The sequence below is a fragment of the Geothrix mesophila genome (assembly GCF_022808835.1).
GTDB lineage: Bacteria > Acidobacteriota > Holophagae > Holophagales > Holophagaceae > Geothrix > Geothrix paludis.
Map to the genome: position 1 here is coordinate 44,154 of NZ_JAKZLD010000003.1, position 19,932 is coordinate 64,085.

At 69.5% G+C, this 19,932-nt stretch carries 20 protein-coding genes; 6 read left to right on the top strand and 14 right to left on the bottom strand.

Features of this window, described 5'->3' with window-relative positions:
- Window positions 1-17 precede the first annotated feature (17 nt).
- Together cdd and MLG87_RS16155 are read left to right on the top strand one after the other, a co-directional pair.
- On the top strand, window positions 18-434 hold the full coding sequence (gene cdd / locus MLG87_RS10195; protein ID WP_243295074.1) for a cytidine deaminase: 417 nt from the start codon (window positions 18-20) through the stop codon (window positions 432-434).
- Between the two features lie 71 nt (window positions 435-505).
- Window positions 506-3,304: a tetratricopeptide repeat protein gene (locus tag MLG87_RS16155; protein ID WP_279341231.1), complete on the top strand. Its 2,799-nt coding sequence runs from the start codon at window positions 506-508 to the stop codon at window positions 3,302-3,304.
- 100 nt (window positions 3,305-3,404) lie between these two features.
- Here the strand turns inward: MLG87_RS16155 and fmt are convergent, their stop codons facing one another.
- The gene (gene fmt, locus MLG87_RS10205; protein WP_243295075.1) at window positions 3,405-4,325 is read right to left on the bottom strand and encodes a methionyl-tRNA formyltransferase; all 921 of its coding nucleotides are present in this window, start codon (window positions 4,323-4,325) and stop codon (window positions 3,405-3,407) included.
- On the bottom strand, window positions 4,322-4,825 hold the full coding sequence (gene def / locus MLG87_RS10210; protein WP_243295076.1) for a peptide deformylase: 504 nt from the start codon (window positions 4,823-4,825) through the stop codon (window positions 4,322-4,324). Before def ends, fmt begins: the two co-directional genes overlap by 4 nt.
- 77 nt (window positions 4,826-4,902) lie before the next feature.
- On the opposite strand from def, the gene MLG87_RS10215 reads away from it, so the two are divergent.
- Window positions 4,903-6,807 (top strand): peptidylprolyl isomerase, encoded by a 1,905-nt coding sequence (locus MLG87_RS10215; RefSeq protein WP_243295077.1) that lies wholly within the window; start codon window positions 4,903-4,905, stop codon window positions 6,805-6,807.
- 6 nt (window positions 6,808-6,813) lie between these two features.
- Here MLG87_RS10215 and MLG87_RS10220 read toward each other — a convergent pair whose 3' ends face one another.
- From MLG87_RS10220 to MLG87_RS10250, 7 genes are all read right to left on the bottom strand, one after another.
- Window positions 6,814-7,230: a DUF1801 domain-containing protein gene (locus MLG87_RS10220; protein ID WP_243295078.1), complete on the bottom strand. Its 417-nt coding sequence runs from the start codon at window positions 7,228-7,230 to the stop codon at window positions 6,814-6,816.
- 13 nt (window positions 7,231-7,243) lie between these two features.
- The gene (locus tag MLG87_RS10225; protein WP_243295079.1) at window positions 7,244-7,660 is read right to left on the bottom strand and encodes a DoxX family protein; all 417 of its coding nucleotides are present in this window, start codon (window positions 7,658-7,660) and stop codon (window positions 7,244-7,246) included.
- The gene (locus tag MLG87_RS10230; protein WP_243295080.1) at window positions 7,657-8,064 is read right to left on the bottom strand and encodes an SRPBCC family protein; all 408 of its coding nucleotides are present in this window, start codon (window positions 8,062-8,064) and stop codon (window positions 7,657-7,659) included. Before MLG87_RS10230 ends, MLG87_RS10225 begins: the two co-directional genes overlap by 4 nt.
- Window positions 8,061-8,384 (bottom strand): ArsR/SmtB family transcription factor, encoded by a 324-nt coding sequence (locus tag MLG87_RS10235; RefSeq protein WP_243295081.1) that lies wholly within the window; start codon window positions 8,382-8,384, stop codon window positions 8,061-8,063. The genes MLG87_RS10230 and MLG87_RS10235 overlap by 4 nt, the downstream gene beginning before the upstream one ends.
- A gap of 113 nt (window positions 8,385-8,497) precedes the next feature.
- Window positions 8,498-9,196: an ATP-binding cassette domain-containing protein gene (locus tag MLG87_RS10240; RefSeq protein ID WP_243295082.1), complete on the bottom strand. Its 699-nt coding sequence runs from the start codon at window positions 9,194-9,196 to the stop codon at window positions 8,498-8,500.
- 59 nt (window positions 9,197-9,255) lie between these two features.
- Window positions 9,256-10,524, bottom strand: a complete 1,269-nt coding sequence (gene serS, locus MLG87_RS10245) for a serine--tRNA ligase (protein WP_243295083.1) — start codon at window positions 10,522-10,524, stop codon at window positions 9,256-9,258.
- A 53-nt stretch (window positions 10,525-10,577) separates the two neighbouring features.
- Window positions 10,578-11,585: an asparaginase gene (locus MLG87_RS10250; RefSeq protein WP_243295084.1), complete on the bottom strand. Its 1,008-nt coding sequence runs from the start codon at window positions 11,583-11,585 to the stop codon at window positions 10,578-10,580.
- Between the two features lie 124 nt (window positions 11,586-11,709).
- Here MLG87_RS10250 and MLG87_RS10255 point away from each other — a divergent pair, with 124 nt between their 5' ends.
- Window positions 11,710-12,615 carry a YoaK family protein gene (locus tag MLG87_RS10255; RefSeq protein WP_243295085.1) on the top strand — a complete coding sequence of 302 codons (906 nt, stop codon included), beginning with the start codon at window positions 11,710-11,712 and terminating at the stop codon, window positions 12,613-12,615.
- 39 nt (window positions 12,616-12,654) lie between these two features.
- Here the strand turns inward: MLG87_RS10255 and MLG87_RS10260 are convergent, their stop codons facing one another.
- The 3 genes from MLG87_RS10260 to MLG87_RS10270 all read right to left on the bottom strand — a co-directional run bounded on the left by MLG87_RS10260 (window position 12,655) and on the right by MLG87_RS10270 (window position 16,194).
- A complete protein-coding gene (locus MLG87_RS10260) occupies window positions 12,655-13,299 on the bottom strand; it encodes a hypothetical protein (RefSeq protein ID WP_243295086.1) in 645 nt (214 codons plus the stop codon).
- Between the two features lie 42 nt (window positions 13,300-13,341).
- Window positions 13,342-14,778: a response regulator gene (locus MLG87_RS10265; RefSeq protein WP_243295087.1), complete on the bottom strand. Its 1,437-nt coding sequence runs from the start codon at window positions 14,776-14,778 to the stop codon at window positions 13,342-13,344.
- 111 nt (window positions 14,779-14,889) lie between these two features.
- A complete protein-coding gene (locus tag MLG87_RS10270) occupies window positions 14,890-16,194 on the bottom strand; it encodes a hypothetical protein (RefSeq protein ID WP_243295088.1) in 1,305 nt (434 codons plus the stop codon).
- Window positions 16,195-16,244: 50 nt separating this feature from the next.
- On the opposite strand from MLG87_RS10270, the gene MLG87_RS10275 reads away from it, so the two are divergent.
- Window positions 16,245-16,769, top strand: a complete 525-nt coding sequence (locus tag MLG87_RS10275) for a class IV adenylate cyclase (RefSeq protein ID WP_243295089.1) — start codon at window positions 16,245-16,247, stop codon at window positions 16,767-16,769.
- Window positions 16,770-16,830: 61 nt separating this feature from the next.
- Here MLG87_RS10275 and MLG87_RS10280 read toward each other — a convergent pair whose 3' ends face one another.
- A complete protein-coding gene (locus tag MLG87_RS10280) occupies window positions 16,831-17,985 on the bottom strand; it encodes a trans-sulfuration enzyme family protein (protein WP_243295090.1) in 1,155 nt (384 codons plus the stop codon).
- Between the two features lie 69 nt (window positions 17,986-18,054).
- Between MLG87_RS10280 and MLG87_RS10285 the strand changes: the two genes are divergently transcribed.
- Window positions 18,055-18,441: a hypothetical protein gene (locus MLG87_RS10285; RefSeq protein ID WP_243295091.1), complete on the top strand. Its 387-nt coding sequence runs from the start codon at window positions 18,055-18,057 to the stop codon at window positions 18,439-18,441.
- A gap of 41 nt (window positions 18,442-18,482) precedes the next feature.
- Here the strand turns inward: MLG87_RS10285 and MLG87_RS10290 are convergent, their stop codons facing one another.
- Complete coding sequence (locus tag MLG87_RS10290) at window positions 18,483-19,874, bottom strand: serine/threonine-protein kinase (RefSeq protein ID WP_243295092.1); 1,392 nt, start codon at window positions 19,872-19,874, stop codon at window positions 18,483-18,485.
- Window positions 19,875-19,932 lie beyond the last annotated feature (58 nt).

Genomic DNA, 19,932 nt, shown 5'->3' on the forward strand with positions numbered 1-19,932 from the left:
ACGTGACGGAGGCGCCGGTGTTCGACGATCCCCAATCCCCATCCTGGACGCCCCTGCTGGAGGCGGCCTGGAAGGCCCGGGCGAATGCCCACGCCGCCTACTCCCATTTCCAGGTCGGGGCGGCGCTGCTGACCGCCTCGGGGGACGTCGTGGCCGGATGCAATGTGGAAAATGCCGCCTATCCCGTCACCCTCTGCGCCGAGCGGGGAGCCCTCAGCGCCGCCGTGGCCGCCGGCCTGCGCCCGGGAGGCCTGGTGGCCGCCGTGGTGGTGACGGACGTGGACATGCTGACGCCGCCCTGCGGCGCCTGCCGGCAGGCCCTGGCCGAGTTCGCCGAGCGCCTGCCGGTCCTCCTGGCCAACCGCCGGGGCCGCGAGCTCCACCGCCTGGAGGACCTGCTGCCCCACAGCTTCACGGGACGCAACTTCAGCTAGATCGCTGGATCTATCCAAGCGGGCCCCCGCCGCCTACACTTTCCGAACCGTCAGGCATCTTGAGGAAGTGAATGGCCATTGATCGCGTCAAAGTCAAGAAAGAAGCCGACAAGCTCTTGACGGCGGGGAAAGTCGATCGGGCCATCGAGGAGTTCCACAAGCTCGTCGAGGACAACCCCAAGGACTACGCGACCCTGAACCAGATCGGCGACCTCTACGTGCAGATCGGCCGGGCCCGGGAGGGCGTGGAGATCCACAAGCGGCTGGGCGGGGCCTACGAGCGGGACGGCTTCCACGCCCGCGCCGCCGCCATCTTCCAGAAGGTGGTGCGCAACGCCCCCGAGGACATCGACGCGGCCCAGCGCCTGGCGGACCTCTACCGCCAGATGAACAAGGTCACCGATGCGGTGAAGGTCCACCTGCAGGTGGCCGAGCACTTCCAGAAGAAGGGCCTCATCAAGCGGGCCCTGGAGGAGTTCAACAAGGTCGTCGACCTGGACCCCAAGAACCTGAAGATGAAGGTCAAGCTGGCCGACCTCTACAACAAGGAGGGCATGAAGGACCGCGCGGCGGGCATCTACCTCGAAGTGGCCGAGTCCCTGGCCATGGAGCAGATGCACGGGGAGGCCAACCAGATCCTCGAACGCGCCAAGTCGATGATCTCCACGCCCCATGTCTTCCTCACCCAGAGCCGGCTGGGGGTGATCCAGGGCGACTATGCCCTCGCCGCCCAGCACCTGCGGGAGGGCCTGGCCAGCAACCCGCGCGACACGGAGCTGCTGGAGGCCCTGGCCGAGATTGAACTCCGCAGCGGCCACCCCGACCGTGCCCTGGAGGCCCTGGGGGAGATCGCCCAGCTCCCGGAAAAGTCGCTTCCGCTGGCCGAGAAGGCCCTCCGCAACCTGGTGAATGCCGACCGCGGCAACGAAGGCCTCCGGCTGTTCGCGCCCATCGCCCGCGAGCTGGCCCGCCGGGGCTCCGGCGACATCGTGGGCCGCAGCCTCCGGGGGGCCATGCAGAGCGCCATGAGCCTCGAGACCTGGGTGCTGCTCGCCGAGATCGCCCACCAGAGCGGCAACCGGACCGACCAGGTCCATGCCCTGCAGAATGCCTACAGCCTGGCCCACCAGGCCAATGACCAGGCTCAGATCGGACAGCTCGCCAACCAGCTCCGCGGGTTGGGCGTGGTTCCCGATGCCTCGGCGCCGCCGCCAACCCCCATCCAGCCCGGTTCCCCCGCGGGCTTCCAGGCCCCGGCGATCATGGAGGCCACCCTTCAGGGCGGGGGGGACACGGAGCTGGATCCTGTCCGGCGCCTTCGCATCGAGCAATTCTCCCGGGAGGCCGAGGCCCTGCTGCGCGGCGGCAGCCACGACCGCGCCGTGGAAAGCTACAAGAAGGCACTGGAGCTCGATCCATCGGATCTCGCGATCATCGAGGCCATCGTCGCCGTGCACCGGACCACCGGGCATCTCACCAAAGTGCAGATGCAGTACGTGCAGAGCGCCCAGGCCCTCAACCAGCTCGGCAGGAAGCGCGAGGCCGCCCAGCTGCTGGATATGGCCGAGCAGCTCTTCCCTGGATCGACCCGCATCCACCGCCGGACCCTGGGACTGCCCGAGCCCGGCGCCCGCCTGCCCGAACCTCCGGCCCCCCCGCCGATTCCCGTGCCGGCCCCGCCTGCGCCGCGACCGGCCATCCCCCTCGCCGCGCCAGCCCCCATCCCCGCTCCCATTCCCGCGCCGGCACCTGCACCCATCCCCCTACCCGAGCCCCTGCCCGAGCCCTCCCTCTCCCTGGAACAGCCCATCGAGCTGGAGCTTCCCGACCTTGCTCCGGCGCCGCCCGCCAAACAGCCACGCACTCCGTCACGGGAGCCCATCCCCCTGGGCGAAGGCCTGCCCGTCCTCCCGGCCGCGGCCCTGCCTTCGACGCCCACAGCGGCGGCAGTTCCGCCTGCTGCGCTCGACGCCTCCGACTTGAGCTGGATGGACGAGACGCTGTCCGACCTGAGTGCCGGATCGGATGCCGTCTCCTCCCCCACACTGCAACTCCCCCCCATGCCCACGGGCATCCTCTCGCCGGAGGTCGTCGAGGCCCTGCCGCCGCTCTCGGCCGCCGAGCCCTGGGCGCCCCCGGTGGAGCCTGCCCTCCCGGATGAGCTGGTCGGCCTCCTGGGCGACATCGACTTCCAGCTCGACTACGGAAGCCCGGAGGAGGCGGAGGTCGAGATCCAGGCCGCCCTCAAACAGTTCCCGGGGCACCCTGAACTGGAAGCCCGCATGGAGCGGGCCTCCATCGCCCTCCAGAAGCTGGGCCACGCCCCCAAGGCCAACGCCCTGGAGGAAGGCGACTTCGCCAATTCCTTCTTCGACCTCACGGATGTGCTGGGCACCGCCCTCCTGGATACGGGCGAAGGCGAGGAGATGCACGACGCCACCCATGTGGTGGAGAAGATCCAGAGCGTCGACGAGCTGTTCAGCGCCTTCCGCGAGGGCGTGGAGAAGCAGGTCAAGGGCGACGACTACGACACCCACTACAACCTGGGCATCGCCTACAAGGAGATGATGCTCATCGATCCCGCCATCGAGGAGTTCAAGATCGCCATGGGCGACCCCGAGCGGACCCTCGAGTGCTGCTCCATGCTCAGCATCTGCGAGCAGAGCCGGGGCGATCTCCAGGCCGCCGTGGACTGGCTGCGGCAGGGCGTCGAGGCCCCCGGCTTCCCGCCCGAGGACAGCATCGGCCTCCGCTACGACCTGGCCGAGATCTACCTCCAGCAGGGCCAGGCCGCCCTCGCCGCCGCCGAGTTCAAGGCCGTCCACGAGATGGATCCGGATTACCGCGATGTCGCGGCGAGATTGGCGTAGCCGAGTGGAAAAACGAAGACAGGATCAACAGGATTCAAAAGCAAAAGCTTTAATCCTGTTGAGCCAGCTTTCATCCTGTTAGGCCTGTCCCCTCTTTTTCTCAGCCGAGTGCCCGGCTGCCGCTGGCGCCCCAGGGCTGGAGGGCCTGGAGGGCGGGCTGGACAGGCTTGCCGGGTCGCTGGAGCTGGGTGAGCTCCAGGGCGCCTTCGGGGGTGGTGAGCCAGGCGCCCTCCTTGCCCCAGAGGAGCTGGCCCGGGTCGCGATAGCAGGTGCGCAGGGCTCCCACGCCGCAGACCTTGAGGGGCTGGCCCTCCACCTGCAGCTCGGATCCCGGCCAGGGCCAGAGAGCCCGCACCTGGCGGTGGAGCTCCGCCGCCGGGCGGTGCCAGTCGAGGTGGCCCATGTCCTTGCGGAGCTTCGAGGCGTAGGTGGCTTCCTCGTGGCGCTGCTCCACCGGCCGGCCGCAGCCGCAGAGCAGCAGCGGCAGCTGGTCCATGAGCAGCTCGGCCGCGTCCTCCGCCAGGGTGGCCAGCAGGCTCTCGGCCGTGTCCCCATGGCCGATGGCGCGGCGGGACTGGGCCAGGATGGGCCCTTCGTCCAGCCCCGGGGTGAGGCGCATGAGGCTGACGCCCGTCTCCTCGTCCCCCGCCAGGAGGGCGTGGTTCACGGGCGCCGCGCCCCGCCAGCGGGGCAGCAGGGAGAAGTGCAGGTTCCAGACGCCGTTGGGGCAGGAATCCAGCATCCAGCCAGGCAGCAGGTGGCCGTAGGCCACCACCACGGCGAGGTCGATCTTCAGGGAGTCCCACAGCTCGCGGGTCTCCGGCGCCTTCCAGGTCGGGGGCTGGTGGATGGGCAGGCCCAGTTCCAGGGCCGCCCCCTTCACCGGCGGAGCTTCCAGGTGGCGCCCTCGGCCCGCGGGCCGGTCGGGATTGCAGAACACCGCCTCGATCCCCTCCTCGGCCAGGGCCCGCAGGGCCGGGACGGCCGCGCGGGGGGTGCCGAGGAACGCGATGCGTGTCATCCCCGGGCCTGCTTCTGGTACTTGCGTTGGATGACCTGGCGTTTGACGGGGCCGAAGTACTCCACGAAGAGACGGCCGCGCAGGTGGTCAATCTCGTGGCAGAAGGCCCGGGCCAGCAGATCCTCGCCCTCCAGCTCATGCCAGCTGCCGTCCTTGGCCCGGTTGCGGATGGCCACCTTCTGGGGGCGCTCGAGCACTTCCCGGATGCCGGGAATGGACAAGCAGCCCTCCGGCCCCACCTGGCTCCCTTCGGTCCGGACGATCTCAGGGTTGATGAGGACCAGCTTCTGGGCCGGGTCCTCGCCGCAGGAGCAGTCGATCACGGCCAGGTTCAGGTTCACGCCGATCTGCGGCGCCGCCAGGCCCACACCCTCCTCGTCGAGGGCCGTCTCGAACATGTCGGACACGAGCTGTTCCAGCTCGGGGGTCCATTCCCCCACATCCTCGCTGTTCTTCTTCAATCGGGGATCGCCCCAGGTCAGTACGGGCAGGACGGCCATGCATTCGCTCCAGCATTCCAGTGTAATCCATTGCCGTTCCCGAGGTAATCTGGGAGGTCCGTGCTCCGGAGCCCCGCATGCTGCGTTCCTTCCGCCAGGTCTTCAAATCCAACCGTACGCCCATGGCCGCGATCATGATCGTGGTCCTGCTGGGCCTGGTGGCGTATCTGGCCCCCTCCGGGCGTGTGGATACGCCGGACACCGTCGTGGCGAGGGTCTACGGCCGCGACGTGCTGCTGCGCGACCTGGCCGAGCACATGCAGGAGCTCTACCAGCGCTATGGCAAGCAGGCCAGCCCCGAGGCCCTCAAGCCCTTCGTCCAGTCCCAGGCCCTGAAGGACCTCATCAACCAGAAGCTCATGGAGGAACTGGCGGAACGGCACCACGTGGTGGTGACGGATGAAGAGGTGGGCGCCCGCCTCCGGGCCTTCCTGAAGCAGTACCCCGTCCTCCTGGACGCCAACGGCAACCTGAAGTCCACCGCGGAACTGAAGCAGATCTTCCAGGACACCGGCTTCAACCCGGCCATCCAGGAGCGGAACCTGCGCAGCGAGCTGCTGCGCACCAAGCTCATCCAGCAGGCGGCCGTCCAGGTGCCCGTGGACGAGGCCTGGCTGGCGGTGGAGAACCGGCTGCGCAACGAGAAGGTCGCCTTCCAGCAGGCCACCCTGGCCGTGGATCCCGCCGCCGTGACCGATCCCGGCGACGCCCCCCTGGAGGCGTTCTACAAGGCCGGCGGTCAGCGCTTCCTCCAGCCCCCCCGCCGCGTGATCCAGTACGTGGCCGTGGATCGCGCCGCCCTGGGCAAGGACCTCCAGGTGGACGACACCACTCTCAAGGCCGCCTTCGAAGCCCGGAAGAACGATTTCATCGAGTTCAAAGCCCGCCACATCCTCTTCAAGGCCGAGGGCGACACCCAGTTCCAGGAGGCCACGGCCAAGGCCGAGCTGCTGCGGGAACGCCTCGTGAAGGGGCAGGACTTCGCCAAGGCCGCCGAGGAGCTCAGCGAGGATCCCAGCGCCAAGGGCAACGGTGGCGACCTGGGCTGGTTCAATGCCTCGAAGATGGTCAAGCCCTTCTCGGACGCCGCCGCGGCCCTCAAGCCCGGCGAGATCAGCCAGCCCGTGCGGACCGTCTACGGCGTCCACCTCATCAAGCTGGAGGGTCGCCGGGAAAAGCGGTTCGAGGAGGTCAAGGACCAGCTGGCCCGCGAGATCTCAGAGGACCGGTTCAACGCCCGCGCCCAGGAGCGCCTGGAGCAGATCCGCAAGCGCGCCAACGGGGGCGACCTCGGAGCCGCGGCCAAGAGCTTCGCCAGCCAGGCCCAGCTCAGCCAGCCCTTCAGCAATGAGCCCGGTGCCCAGTCCGAAGGCCTGCCGGAACTGCCCCAGATCGCCGGCGAGGCCTTCCGCCTGAAGGTGGGCGAGGTCTCCAAGCCCATGCGGTTCGCCGATCGCCACATCCTCTTCCGCGTGCAGGAGGAGCTGCCCGAGGCCGTGCCGCCCTTCAAGGAGATCCGCGCCAAGGTGCTGGCCGCCTACCGCCTGGAGGAATCCCGCAAGCAGGCCCTGGCCAAGGCCGAGCAGGCCATCAAGACCGGCGGCCTCCAGGCCGTGGGCCCCGTCTCCGACCAGGCCGCGGCCCCCCTCAGCGGCCTGCGCGACCTGGTGTCCCACCCGGGCATCCGCAAGGCCCTGCTGGACACGCCCGTCGGCCAGACCACGCCCCTGCTCTGGGCTCCGGACGGCAAGCTGTGGGCGGCGCGCATCGTCTCGCGGGAGCCTGCCCCGGCCCTCGACTTCGAAAAGCGCCGGAGCCTCATCCAGGAGGTCCAGACCTCCGAGGCCCAGAAGCTCCTCTCCGCCGAGCTCCAGTCCCTGGACCAGGAAGGCCGCCTGCGCCCGGGCCTCAGCAGCTTCTGGGGCCACTTCGGCGGCATCTACGTGAACGCCAGCGCCGTGCAGGTGCCGGTGGAGGAGTAACCCCGATCACCTCGCCTTCTTCGAAGGCTTCGCTTGACTGGAACGGTTGAAGGCGACCGCCTCGCGGACGAGCGCCTTGAAGGTGGACGCGTCCACCGAATCGCCCTCGCGGATGTCGATGGCGCGGCGCGCATTCCCGTCGAGGCTCGCGTTGAAGAGGCGCCCCGGATCCTCCAGGGACGCCCCCTTGAGGAAGGTGAGCTTCACGGCGTTCTTGTAGGATTCACCCGTGCAGATGATGCCGTCGTGCGACCAGGTTGGCGTGCCCATCCACTTCCACTCCTCGACGACATCCGGGTCCGCCTCCTGGATGAGCTCGCGGATCCTGCGGAGGGTTTCCCCGCGCCAGTCCCCGAGTTCGGCGATCCTTTGCGAGATGAGTTCCGGCGCCGACCGGCCTGAGCCTGCTTCCGACTTCTTCATGATTCCACCCCTGTCATTCCATGGATCCGACTCCCGTCGCCCGGCGGAGGGAGAGGAGCTCGCGAAGCCGGGCATTCCGCGCATACAGGCCGCCCCAGGCGAACGTGGCCACGGCCAATGGGATCATCGCGCGCGCCGCATCCGCGATCCGCAGATGCGCGGCCACCGCGCCGCCGAGATAGCCGGTCATCAGGATGACGGCGAGGACGGACGTTCGCGGGACAAGGTAGAGCACCACCAGGACACATTCCGCGATGACGATGGGGACGATGGCTGATTCGGGAAAGCCATAGGCCGTGACGATTTCAGCCACGGCGCTGCTGTGGTGGGTGGCCCGGACCCAGGCGCTGCTCAACAGCACCGCGACCGGAATGAAGGAGAGGACCCGGCCGATCCAGCGCATCCAGCGAGGGGCGGAGATCTGGTTCAAGACAGGCCTCCCACCACACGCTCGAGGCCGGTGAGGAATGCCTGCCAGCCGATCTGGGCGCCCTGGTAGGCCTGCTGCTGATCCGACCGGAAGCCCGACTGCTCCATGCGCAGGTGGGTCCCCGTGCCCGTGGGGGTGAGCGTCCACGTGACGACGGTCTCGAGACCGTGGGCTTCCCACGTGTAGGACAACGCTTGGTTCAGCTCGACCGCCAGGACACGGCACTCGACCACGCCCCAGTTCGCGCGCAGATTGAACCGGTGGCCCACGGCGGGCTTGAAGTCGTTCTCCATCAGCCAGGCTTCAATGAGCGGGGCCTGCGTGAGCGCCCGCCAGACTTTCTCGGGGGCGTGCGGCAGCTCCCTTTCCAGGATCAGCGTCTTGGTATCGCCGGTGTGCGTCATGGATCCATCCTCTTCAAAAGAGCTTCCAACCGGTCGAACCGGTGATGCCAGAAGGTCGAATAGAAGCTGATCCAGTCGATCAGCGGTGCCAGCGCTTTGGGTTCGGCCCGGTAGTACGTCTCGCGACCCTCCCGCCGACCCCGCACCAGGCCGACGTGCTTGAGCGCGCCGAGGTGCTTCGAGATGGCCGGCTGGGAGACGCCGGAGGGATCGGTCAGGGCATGCACCGTCATTTCACCGTCCCGGCTCAAGCGCTCGAAAAGGGCGCGCCGGGTTGGATCAGCCAACGTTTTCAGGACGGCTGTCGGTTCGGCGTGCATCGGGAATCCTCGTCAGGCGTGGGTAGCCGGCAGGAGCAAACCATAACCCTTGGGTTATCGGTCGTCAAGAAGCCTCATGGAAGCGCGCGGCTTGCTCTGATTGAAAACGGCCCTTAGCCTTCCGCGTCCGGAAGCGGAAGCATCGCCCTCCGGAGGGTCCGCAGGGGCGGGGGTTCCGGGTCGGGCCACGCATCGCGGATCGACCCCTGCCAGAGCGTCTCACCGGCACGCAGCAGCAGCAGGTGATCGCAGAGGCTCCGAGTGGCGGCCAGATCGTGGCTGGCGAACAGCAGCGCCAGGCCCTCGGCCTTCAGTCCCAGCAGCACTTCCAGCAGGTGACCCGCCAGGGTCGCATCCAGAGCCGAAAAGGGTTCGTCCAGCACGAGCAGGACGGGGTCCAGCATGAGGGCTCGTCCCAGGCAGAGCCGCTGGGCCAGCCCTCCGGACCAGGCCTGCGGGTGCTGATCCAGGGCCGCCTCCGGGAATTTCACCCGCGCCGCCATGCGGGCCGCGGCCTCGCGGCGCGTCGAGTCCGTGCCCCGCTTCCAGATCTCCAAGGGCTCCTGGAGAATCTCCCAGCCCGTGCGATGGGGCGGCAGGCTGGCCAGGGGATCCTGGAACACCGCCTGGATCTTCGGCCGGCGCGGCCGGCGCTCCCGCTCCAGCCGCGGTGACCAGGGTTCGCCTTCCAGAGAGATGTGACCCTCGGTCGGTTCGAGCAGACCCAGCACCAGGTTCAGGAGGGTGCTCTTCCCCGCCCCGCTGTCGCCCATCACGCCCCAGGCCTCGCCCCGTGCCAAGGTGAAGGCCACGCCCCTCAGGTCCCCGCACCCGTTCCGGCGGAGGCTCAGGCCTTCCGCGGAAAGCAGGGTCAGCGGATCACCTCGGCGCCGAGGTAGGGCCGCAGGGCCTCGGGCACCACAACGCTGCCGTCCGGCTGCTGGTAGTTCTCGAGGATGGCCACCCAGGTGCGGCCCACGGCGAGGCCGCTGCCGTTGAGGGTGTTCACGAAGGCGGGCTTGCCCTCCTTCCCCTTCACACGGATGTTGGCGCGCCGGGCCTGGAAGTCGCCGAACCAGCTGCAGGAGCTGATCTCGCGGTAGGTGTTCTGGGACGGCAGCCAGACTTCCAGGTCGTAGGTCTTCTGGCTACTGAAGCCCATGTCGCCCGTGCAGAGCAGCACGCGGCGGTAGGGCAGGCCCAGAGCCTCGAGGATGGCCTCGGCGTTGGCCGTGAGCCGCTCCAGCTCGGCCTCGGCCTCGTCGGCGGCGGCGAAGGTGACCAGCTCCACCTTGTGGAACTGGTGCTGGCGGATGATGCCCTTGGTGTCCTTGCCGTAGCTGCCGGCCTCGCTGCGGAAGCAGGGCGTGAAGGCGCAGTGCCGCAGGGGCAGCGCTTCCGCGGACAGGATTTCGTCGCGGTAGAGGTTGGTGACGGGCACCTCCGCCGTAGGGATGAGGTAGAGGGGCGCGCCGTCGCCGCGCGAGGTCTTGAAGAGGTCCTGCTCGAACTTGGGCAGCTGGCCCGTGCCGTACATGCTCTCGGCGTTCACCAGGTAGGGCGGGATCACCTCGGTGTAGCCCGCTGCGGTCTGGCGGTCGAGCATGAAGGCGATGAGGGCCCGCTCCAGCCGGGCGCCCAGGCCCTTCAGCACGGCGAAGCGCGCGCCGCTCAGCTTGGCGGCGCGGTCCAGGTCGAGGATGCCCAGGGCCGCCCCCAGCTCCACATGATCCTTCGGCGCGGCGATCGAGGGGACCTGGCCCCAGCGCTTGACCTCGACATTCGCATGCTCGTCGCGTCCCGAGGGCACGCTGGCGTGGGGCGGGTTCGGGATGCCGGCCAGGAAGTCACGGAAGGCGGCTTCGATCTCGCGTTCGGCCGCCTCCAGGGCCTTGAGCTTGTCCCCCACCTCCCGCTGCTGGGCGATGAGGTGGTCCGCGTTCTCCTTGGCCCGCTTGAGGCGCCCCACCTCCTCGCTCACGCGGTTGCGCTCGGCCTTGAGGGTCTCCGCCTCCTGGAGCGCGGCCCGGCGCCGCTGGTCCAGCTCCTGGTAGCGTGCCCGATCCAGCAAGTAGCCGCGCTCGGACAGGCGGGCCGCCACGGCGTCGAGGTCGTTGCGCAGGAGGTTGGCGTCAAGCATGGTGTGTCCCTAGCGATTGATCAGTTTACCTAGCTCCAAAACACGCCAGAAGCTCAGTCCTGCGACCACGCCCCCTCCGGCATGGGCTCCCCGGCCCAGGCCACCCCGAAGGCCTCCCGCACCGCCTCGATGCCACCATCGGCGCCCAGGACCAGGCCCATCTTGGCCAGGGCCGCCCACCGGGTGTGCAGGCCGCCGGAGATGGCCCCCATCGCCTCGATCTGCCGTCCCAGTTCGTAGGCCGAGAGGTCCACGCCGCCGTAGGGGCACTGGGAGATCACCACCACGGGCAGCCGTCGCTGCCGCGCGTCCTCCAGCATGGCCCGGAGATCCGCCCGACCCATGGGCAGGTTGCCTGCGCCGAAGGCCTGGATCAGGACCGCCCTGGCGCCCGCGGGGGCCAGGCTCCAGGTCATGCCCGGGTGGGGCGTCAGGGTGTGGATGGCCAGATCCAGCCGCTCTCCCACGCCCTCCGGCACCTGCCGGACGAACTGGCCTACATCGGGATGGAGGCGGATTTCCGCCCCGATCTCCGCCAGGGGCGGCAGGTTCGGGCTCTGGAAGGCCTCGAACTGGTGGACGCTCAGCTTGTCCGCGGCCACGCCCCGGATCCAGTGGGTGCCGAAGCAGATGCCCACCTCGGGGATGCCCCGGCAGGCCAGGTCCACGGCATTCACGAGGTTGCTGCGGGCGTCGCTGCGCACGAAGGCCAGCGGGCGCTGACTGCCCGTGAGCACCACGGGCTTGCCCAGGTCCGCCAGGAGGAAGCCCAGGCAGGAGGCCGTGAAAGCCATGGTGTCCGTGCCGTGGATGATCACGAACCCGTCGACATCCTGGGCCGCGGCGCGCACGCGGGAGGCCAGCGCGAGGATGTGCTCCGGCTCCAGGCAGGAGGAATCCTGGTTGAAGGGCACCTCCACCGAGAGCTTCGCCATCTGGCCCAGCTCCGGCACCTGCTCCAGCAGGTGGTCCAGGAAGCGTCCCGGCGCCAGCGAGGCCGGTTCCCCGCTGGGCATCATGCCCAGGGTGCCACCCGTGTGGAGGAGGAGGATCGTCCGCATGCTTCCACCCTAATCGAAACGGGCCGGACTTCTCCATGGGGCGCGGCGTGCCGTCTGCGCTCCGGTCCCGGGTTGGCCCACGCGCCTTCCGGATGGTTAACTGGACTGGGACCTCCGCCACGCCATGCGCCGCATTCCCCGCTACCTCCAGCTGATCGCTGGCCGCTACCTCCGGCGGCTGCTGAGGGGGCGTCTGTCCGGCCGGCAGCTGCAGTCGGCCGTGGAGACGGCCATCGCCACCCTGCCCATCCAGGAGAAGCTCCTGGTGCGCGAGGGGGCCCTGCGCTCCGAGACCCTGAACCGCCAGCTGGCCTGGGCCATGGCCTTCGTCGCCGGGGCGGTGAACGCCGGCGGCTTCCTAGCCGTGAGCCACTACACCTCCCACGTGACCGGCGTGGTCTCCTCCATGGCCGACGAGCTCGCCGACGGGGACCTGGCCACGGCCCTGGCGGCGCTGGCCATGATGCTGAGCTTCCTGGCGGGGGCCTTCGTCTGCACCACCCTGATCAGCTTCGGCCAGCGCCGGCGCATGCGCAGCCGCTACGCACTGACCCTCGTGTTCGAGGCCCTCCTGATGATGGTCTTCGGCCTCATGGGCAACCGCCTCCAGCAGGAGATCCGATTCACCCTGCCCAGCACCGTCATGCTGCTCTGCTTCATCATGGGCATGCACAACACCGTCACCTCCATCATCTCCGGCGCCGCGGTGCGCACCACGCACCTCACGGGCACGGTCACGGACATCGGCATCGAGCTGAGCCGCCTGACCTACGTGAACGTCCACCACCGGCACGGACGGGAGCGCATCGTCGCCAACCGCCAGAAGCTCACGCTGCTCCTGCTGATCCTGGTCTCCTTCATCGTCGGCGGCGTATCGGGGGCCCTCGGGTTCCGGCACATCGGCTTCAAGGTCACGGTGCCTTTGGCCCTGTTCCTGTGCTTTCTCGCGGCCCGCCCCCTGCTGCTGGAGGTGCGCCTCCTGCTGCACCGCCTCCGCCGGCAGTGGGATCCGGATCACACCGCGCCGTGACCTCCGGCCCCGTGCCCTCGCCGGATCCCCGACCGCAACCTACAGCGCGACCACGGCCGCCTTCAGCTCGTCGAAGCCCTGATCGCAGGTGCAGCTGATCACCACAGCGCACTGGCCCGGCTGGCTCGGCGGCAGCTGGACCTCCCCGTCGAAGTGGCCATCGCTGGCCGTGCGCCCGCTCAGGAGGCTGGTGGCCTTCTTGAGGCTGGACACCAGCTTCACCGAGACCTCGGCATCGGCCACGGGGCTCTGGCTCTGGCTGAGGCGGGCCTGCAGGCGCACCCGGAAGGGGGCTCCGAAGGCCGGCTTCAGGGGCTGATCCAGCACCAGCTCCAGCGTGTCCACATCGCCCTCCAGCTGGAGGAACTCGAGGATGGCCTGGTCCAGAGGCCGCTCGTTGAAGGCCTGCTTCTCCAGCAGGTCCGGCGGCGTCTGGTCGTACTTGCCGTTCTTGATGTCCCGGATCACCGCCCGGTGCTGCTCATCCATGCGCTCCTGAACGGCCACATCGGACACGGGCGGGGTCGAGACCAGGTCCTCGTAGGAAGACCGGTAGTTGTCCAGGATCTCGCCGCCCACGTAGATGAGGGTCTCGATCTTGGGGTTCGACATGCCCTTGTCTTCGGTCTGCACGTGGTAGACGCGGTTCCCATGACGGACATCGGTGTTGTAGCCGGTGATCATGGGAGGAACCCGGAAGACGAAGGGGCAGGGCGGACCATGAACCTACCTCTGCAATCTTCCAGCCAGTTCCGGCATGACCTCCCAGGCAATCTCGCGGATCACCTGATCGCCCATGCGGGCCACCAGGGCCTTCACCAGGGCGTCCATCAGCGCGGGATCGGCCAGAAGCGCCTGGACCTGGCCGGGGGTGAGGACTGCCTGCCCGGGTGCGGCAGGCGCCTGCCCAGACGCGGCAGTGGCCGCCTCCACCGGGACGGCCAGGACAGGCGCGACAGGCGGGGTGGAGGGGACCACCGGTGGAATTCCGATGACCGGGGCGGGAGGATGGGGAGGCTCCAGGACCGGGGCTGCCGGGGGTTCCGGCGCGGCCTGGTGGGTGGCCTGGTGCGTCTCCTGCGACCGCCCCAGCAGACTGGCGGCCCCGGCGGCCGCCAGGCCGGCGAAGGCGACGCCCGCCGCGGGCAGGACGGAAGGCCGCTCGGCCGCGGGCGGCTCGGGCAGAGGCGGCAGCTCGAGGGTGCCTCCCAGGTCGTCGAGGGCCTCGATGCCCGAGAAGGCGGGCAGGCTTTCCTCGACCAGGGCCTCCGCCGGGGCAGGCTCGGGCACTGGCACCGGCATCGAGGGAAGCACCGGAGAGGCCGGCAGGGACTCGGCCACCGCGGGGATGACGGCCGGTAGGGGGGGAAGCGACTCGGTGGCCAGGCCGTGAAGGCTGTCCAGGTCCAGTTCTTCCAGGTCGAGGTGGACCTGGGCCACAGCCGTGGGCTCGGGGGCCAATGCGGCGACCGGTGCAGGGATTGGCTCGGAAACCAGTTCGGGGGCGGGCACGGGGGCCACCTCGGTCGCCACATCCTCGGGCCAGAGGTCCTCGGCCGTCAGGACCAGCAGGTCATCCTCGGCCGTGTCGGCGAGGGTGATCTGGGGAGGTGCGGAGCCGGCGTCAAGGATTGGCAGGCTGGTGTCCAGAACTGGGAAGTCGGCCTCCAGCACCGGAGGCGGGAGGTCCGATGGAAAGACCGGCCGGGCGAATTCGGCCGTCTTCGCGGGTTCCGGCGTCGGGGAGACCGCGACGGCAACAGGTGCGGCAGCAGGAGGCGCAGCGGACGCCACCGGGGTCGCCAGCAGGGCCTTCACGCGATCCGCCAGCTCACGGAGCTCGATGGGCTTCTTCAGGAAGCCCTGGATGGGGGCCTGGGCCAGCTTCGCCGGATCCACGGGGTCCAGCACGCCGGCCATCATGGCGATGGGAAGGCGGGCGGTGGCCTCCAGCTCCCTCATGCGGGCCAGCAGCGCCCACCCGTCCATGCCGGGCATGGCGGTATCCACCAGGGCCACGTCGAACCGTTCGCCCCGGGCGATGCGGTCCAGGGCCTCGGCGGCGGAGTCGACACAGACCACTTCCACATCCGTGGGAGCCAGCAGGGATTCGGCGATGCGGTGGATGCTGGGATTGTCGTCCACGAGGAGGAGGCGGGGCATCTGGTTACCTCGGGAGGCCGGGAGGAAGAAAGAGTGGCTGGGCACAACGCTACCAGAAATCTGCACTTCCAACGCAAGCGAATGGGCCGGAGGCGTGTCTGGAATCTGACGCTAGCGCAACAGCTTCTTCAAGACCCGTACCCGTTCCACTTCCACCAGGCGGACCAGCAGGACCCGGTCCCCCACCCAGATCCAGGCGACGCCCAGGGGCTCGCGCAGGGCGACCTCGGGGCCCCCGGGCAGCCAGCCCTTGACGGAGACGCGCAGGTTCAGCGCGGCGCGCCAATCCGGGCGGAAGGCCTCGCTCAGCGCCTGGCGCTGGCGCTCCGGCGGCAGGGCGCTCTCGTTCCACCGCTGGTCCCAGGCATCGAAGGCGCCGTTGTCCCGCCAGGCCCAGGCCGCGTCCCAGGCAGGCCAGGGCAGCGCTCCCTCAGGCATCGGGGCCCAGTCCACCCCGGTCACCGGGCTCGTGCGGCGGGTCATCCCCTCGTCGGCGAGGGGCGAGGTCAAGGCCATGCGCTGGGGAGGATGGGCGGTGAGCAGCCCCGGACCCGCGGCGGCGCGGCGCCACCGGCCCTCCTTCAGAACCCAGGCGGCCCATCCCTGGACGCCTCCGTACCAGAGGCGGTCCGCCCGCGGGAACCAGAGCCGGTCCCCTGCGTGCCAGGGCAGCTCGATGCGGGCCCCGGGCAGGTCCCGACCATCGTCCGACAGGGCTTCCGGCTTCGTGGCCAGACCCCGGGGTGGAGCGGGAAGACCCGCCTCGTCCCAGGCGGCGAGGGTGGATTCCCCCAGATCGGTCTCCAGGGGCAGGACGCCGACCAGCAGGCGGGATTCCGCCCGGGGGTCCGCCTTTTCGAAGAAGCCCAGCAGCACGGCCTTTCCGTCCCAGCTGAACCGGCTCCAGGGTCCCGACTCCGTGGACCAGATCACCCGGCCCTCGGGCACCTCCAGCAGCCGCGTCTCGTAGCGACCGTCCCCCATCTGGAGGGTGACCAGCAGGCGGTTGCCCTTGGCCGGATCCAGCCGGGCGGAGGCAAGGGGGGCGTCGAACCGGTACCGGCGCCATTCCAGACCGCGCCAGAGGACGACCTCGCTCCGTCCCTGGGGACCGTTCAGGGCCAGGCCCTGGTCGCCCAGGTAGGGCGAGGCCGGCTCCCAGGGCGTGCCGAAGCCGCCTTCGAAGGGCCAGGGCTCGGACTGGTCTGGGTCGAGGGCCCCCTGGAAGCGCGGCGCCCAGCCATCCTGCAGCCTGAGCTCGGCGAGGGTCTCGCTGCCGCCGAGGCTCATGACGGCCGGTGCATCTGTGACCGTCACACCGCCCGAGGTCACCGGACGCGGCGCCTGCACCACCGCGAAGAGCAGCAGCATGGCGGCGATGAAGAGGGTGGCGATGATGTACCGTTGTGGGATCACGATGGGACCGCAGAGACAGCACCATCATGCCTGATCGGAGGCGCGCCGCGATGAAGCACAAACCCGCCGTGGAGACCGAGCTCAAGCTGCGCATCCCGGCCACGAGGCCCTACCGCGCCCTGCTGGAGGCCCTGGGCTTCCGCGAGGTCGTTCCCGCCCAGGCGGAGGTGAGCGTGCTCTGGGACCGGGATGGCGAGCTGCGGGCCGCGGGCTCGGCGTTGCGGACACGACGCTTCGCCGGGGCCTTCCGGCTGACCTGGAAGGGCCCCAAGGTGCCGGACCCCATGCTCAAGATCCGCCCCGAGCACGAGGCGGGCATCGACGACGGAGCCTCCCTAGAGGCCATCCTCCGCGCCCTGGGCTTCGCGCCCGTGCTGCGCATGGAAAAGGTGCGAGCCGTCTGGGAGCGGGAGGAACTGGAGGCCTGCCTCGACGAGACCCCCTTCGGCTGCTACCTGGAGCTGGAGGGCGATCCCCAGGCCATCCGCGCCGCCATGGAGGGCCTGGGCCTCGCCCCCGACCGCGCCGAGACCCGCAGCTACCCGGAGCTCTACCAGGCCCACGGACTCGGTTAGGCCCCCAAAAAGAAGAACCGCTAACCGCGGTGAATCAGCCGCCCCGATGGGTCGGCGCGATTCAGACCTTCAGCACCTGCTCCAGGTCCTCGATGAGGTCCTGGATGTCCTCCACGCCCACGCTGAGGCGCAGGAGGTTGTCGTTGATGCCGAGGCGCTGGCGGTCCGCCTCGGGCACGCTGCCGTGGGTCATGCTGGCCGGGTGGCAGACGAGGCTCTCCACGCCGCCCAGGCTCTCGGCCAGGGAGAACACCTTGAAGCTGGAGGCCATGCGCCGGGTGCGCTCGGCATCGCCGGTGTCGAAGCTGACGATGCCCGAGAAGCCCTTCATCTGCTGCTTGGCGAGGGCGTGCTGGGGGTGGGATTCCAGGCCGGGGTAGTAGACGGCCTTCAGGTCCTTGCGGGTCTCCAGCCAGCGGGCGATCTGGAGGGCGCTCTGGTTGTGGCGCTCCATGCGCAGGTGCAGCGTCTTGGTGCCTCGCAGGATGAGCCAGGATTCCATGGGCGAGAGGATGCCGCCGGCGGCCTTCTGGTGGAAGCGCAGGCCCTCGGCGATGTCGTCGCGGCTGGTGATGGCGACGCCGCCGATGGAGTCGCTGTGGCCGTTCAAGTACTTGGTGGTGGAGTGGAAGACCAGGTCGGCCCCCAGCTCCAAGGGGCGCTGGTTGTAGGGCGTGGCGAAGGTGTTGTCCACGGCCAGCACGGCCGTGCAACCGGCTTCCGTCATCACGCGGCGCACGCCGGGGATGTCCGTGAGGCCCAGCATGGGGTTGGTGGGCGTCTCCAGCATCACGAGCTTCGTGTTGGGACGCAGCGCCGCCTTGAAGGCCGCCAGGTCGCCGGTGTCCACCTGGGTGTAGGTGAGGCCGAAGCGGGTCATCACCTTGTCCAGCAGGCGGAAGGTGCCGCCGTAGACGTTGTCGCCCAGCACCACGTGGTCGCCGCTGGAGAGCTGCTCGAAGATGGCCTGCACCGCCGCCATGCCCGAGCCGAAGGCCATGCCGTGGGCGCCGCCCTCGAGGGCCGCCAGATTCGCCTCCAGGGCGTCGCGGGTGGGGTTGCGCACGCGGGCATAGTCGAAGCCCTTGTTCTGGCCCAGGCCCTCCTGCACGTAGGTGCTGGTGAAGAAGACCGGCGTCATGATGGCGCCGCTGGTGGGATCCGGGCTCTGGCCGGCGTGGATGCAGCGGGTGTCGAAACGGCCTTGGGGATTCATGGGACCATCCTTCCTGGTCCACCAGTGTGAAGGTGAGCGTCCATGAGGAAAAGCATCGCTTTGGTTTCTATGCTGGCGATCCTCCTGGCTTGTCGATCCGACAAGCCCGAGGACCGGATCCGGAAGGCCTTCGAATCCTGCCGCGCCGCCGTGGAGGACGGGGACGCGGCGGCCGCCGTGGGCCCCCTGGACGCGGCCTTCCGTGGTCCCGAAGGCATGGACAAGGGTGGCGCCCGGCTGTTCCTCCTGGGCCTCCTGAGGCAGGACAAGGTGGGCGTGACCGTGCTGCGCAACGACCTCACCGTGCGGGGGAACGAGGCCTTCCAGGAGGTGGACCTCCTCATCACGTGCCGCCAAGGCGGCCTCCTGCCCCGGGACGCCACGCGCCGCTCCTTCGGCCTGCGCTGGCGGAAGGCCGGCGACGACTGGCGGATCCTGGAGATCCAGGAGCGCTAGGGACGTCAGGAGCGCTAGGAACGTCAAGAACGCTGGGAGCGCTAATCCCCCAGGTAGGCCATGAACTCCTGGTGTAGCTCCAGGGGGAGGTGGCAGGCGGCGGCCTCCTCATCCACGAGCTGGGCGCAGCGGGGGACCGCCTTCAGGAGCGCGGCCGGGATGCCGCCGTCCCGGGCGTGGCGCAGGCTCTGCATCATGGCTTCCCGCCAGCCCAGGCGGTAGAGCGTGACCAGCAGCATGGCGTGGGCCTTCGCATTGCCCGGATCGATGGCGAGGGCCTGGAGCAGCTGGCGCCGTGTGGTTTCCAGGACGTCCTTCCGGACTTCCGCCTGGCCCGCGGGACGCTTTTCGAGCGGAACCTCCTCCTCGGGGTCCGGAACCGGCGCGACCCCACCGACCTTGGCGACCCGTCGGGGCCCCGAAGCGGGGGACGGGAGCCTGGCGGGGGGCGTGTCCCGGGAGCGCCCGGGTGAGGCGGCGGAGGCGGGGAGTTCCCTCGGCGCCGTGGCCTCCTGGGCTCTCGCGGGCCGAGGCGCGGGAGCCGCTGGGAACGGGGCCGAGGCCACTCGGGGCAGCAGGGGACCGGCGTGGAGGTATTCCGGGTTCCAGCGCCAGTTCGGATCCTTGGCAGCCCTCAGGGCCGCCGCCAGGGCTTCGGCGCTCTGGAACCGGTGCGCCGGATCCTTGGCCAAGGCGCTGCCCAGGAGGCTCTGGACGTCGTGGCTGATGCCGTGGAAGGCCGTGGGCAGCAGCGGGGGCGGAGGCTCGTGCAGCAGGCGGTAGATCACGGCGCCGGGATTGGGCCCGTCGAAGGGGGGAATGCCCGTCAGCGTCTCGTAGAGGACCACCCCCACGGCGAACAGGTCGCTGCGGGCATCCGGACGACCCCCCTGGAGGTACTCCGGCGCCATGTAGGTCACGGTGCCGAAGACGATGCCCTCATCCGTGGTGTCGGTGTTGAAGATCTTGGCCACCCCGAAATCCAGGACCTTGGCCTGGAGGGCCTTCCCGTCCCACACCACCCGGATGTTGGACGGCTTGATGTCCCGGTGCAGCACCTGGTGCTGGTGGGCCACCGCCAGCCCGTCGCAGACCTGGGCCAGCACCTTGAGGGTGTCCCGCGGCGAGAGGGTGCCCGCCCGGATGAGCGTTGCCAGGTCTTCGCCCTTCACCAGCTCCATGGCGAGGTAGAGCACCCCCTGCTCCTCCCCCATCTCATGGATGGTGACGATGTTCGGGTGGTTCAGCGTCCCGGCGGCCCGGGCCTCCCGGGCGAATCGCTCGCGCGCCTCGGGCCCCGCGGCCGCCGAGGCCTGGATGACCTTGATGGCCACCTCCCGGCCGATGATGGGATCGCGGCCCACGTAGACGTCGCCCATGCTTCCCTGAGCCAGCAGGCGGAGGATGTCGAATTTCCCGAGACGCGTCAGCACGGAACTTTCCAAGAATTCGGCCCCGATCATCGGACGATCCCCGACACGCCGTCCAGGC

Bases quoted from the DNA above. Each gene is read 5' to 3' on its own strand.
- def (WP_243295076.1), bottom strand. From the start codon at position 4,825: ATGGCCGTCCTGCCCGTACTGACCTGGGGCGATCCCCGATTGAAGAAG.
- fmt (WP_243295075.1), bottom strand. From the start codon at position 4,325: ATGACACGCATCGCGTTCCTCGGCACCCCCCGCGCGGCCGTCCCGGCC.
- MLG87_RS10255 (WP_243295085.1), top strand. From the start codon at position 11,710: ATGCGCCGCATTCCCCGCTACCTCCAGCTGATCGCTGGCCGCTACCTC.
- MLG87_RS10285 (WP_243295091.1), top strand. From the start codon at position 18,055: ATGCTGGCGATCCTCCTGGCTTGTCGATCCGACAAGCCCGAGGACCGG.
- MLG87_RS10215 (WP_243295077.1), top strand. From the start codon at position 4,903: ATGCTGCGTTCCTTCCGCCAGGTCTTCAAATCCAACCGTACGCCCATG.
- MLG87_RS10260 (WP_243295086.1), bottom strand. From the start codon at position 13,299: ATGATCACCGGCTACAACACCGATGTCCGTCATGGGAACCGCGTCTAC.
- MLG87_RS10230 (WP_243295080.1), bottom strand. From the start codon at position 8,064: ATGACGCACACCGGCGATACCAAGACGCTGATCCTGGAAAGGGAGCTG.
- MLG87_RS10275 (WP_243295089.1), top strand. From the start codon at position 16,245: ATGAAGCACAAACCCGCCGTGGAGACCGAGCTCAAGCTGCGCATCCCG.
- MLG87_RS10265 (WP_243295087.1), bottom strand. From the start codon at position 14,778: ATGCCCCGCCTCCTCCTCGTGGACGACAATCCCAGCATCCACCGCATC.
- MLG87_RS10220 (WP_243295078.1), bottom strand. From the start codon at position 7,230: ATGAAGAAGTCGGAAGCAGGCTCAGGCCGGTCGGCGCCGGAACTCATC.
- serS (WP_243295083.1), bottom strand. From the start codon at position 10,524: ATGCTTGACGCCAACCTCCTGCGCAACGACCTCGACGCCGTGGCGGCC.
- MLG87_RS16155 (WP_279341231.1), top strand. From the start codon at position 506: ATGGCCATTGATCGCGTCAAAGTCAAGAAAGAAGCCGACAAGCTCTTG.
- MLG87_RS10250 (WP_243295084.1), bottom strand. From the start codon at position 11,585: ATGCGGACGATCCTCCTCCTCCACACGGGTGGCACCCTGGGCATGATG.
- MLG87_RS10235 (WP_243295081.1), bottom strand. From the start codon at position 8,384: ATGCACGCCGAACCGACAGCCGTCCTGAAAACGTTGGCTGATCCAACC.
- MLG87_RS10280 (WP_243295090.1), bottom strand. From the start codon at position 17,985: ATGAATCCCCAAGGCCGTTTCGACACCCGCTGCATCCACGCCGGCCAG.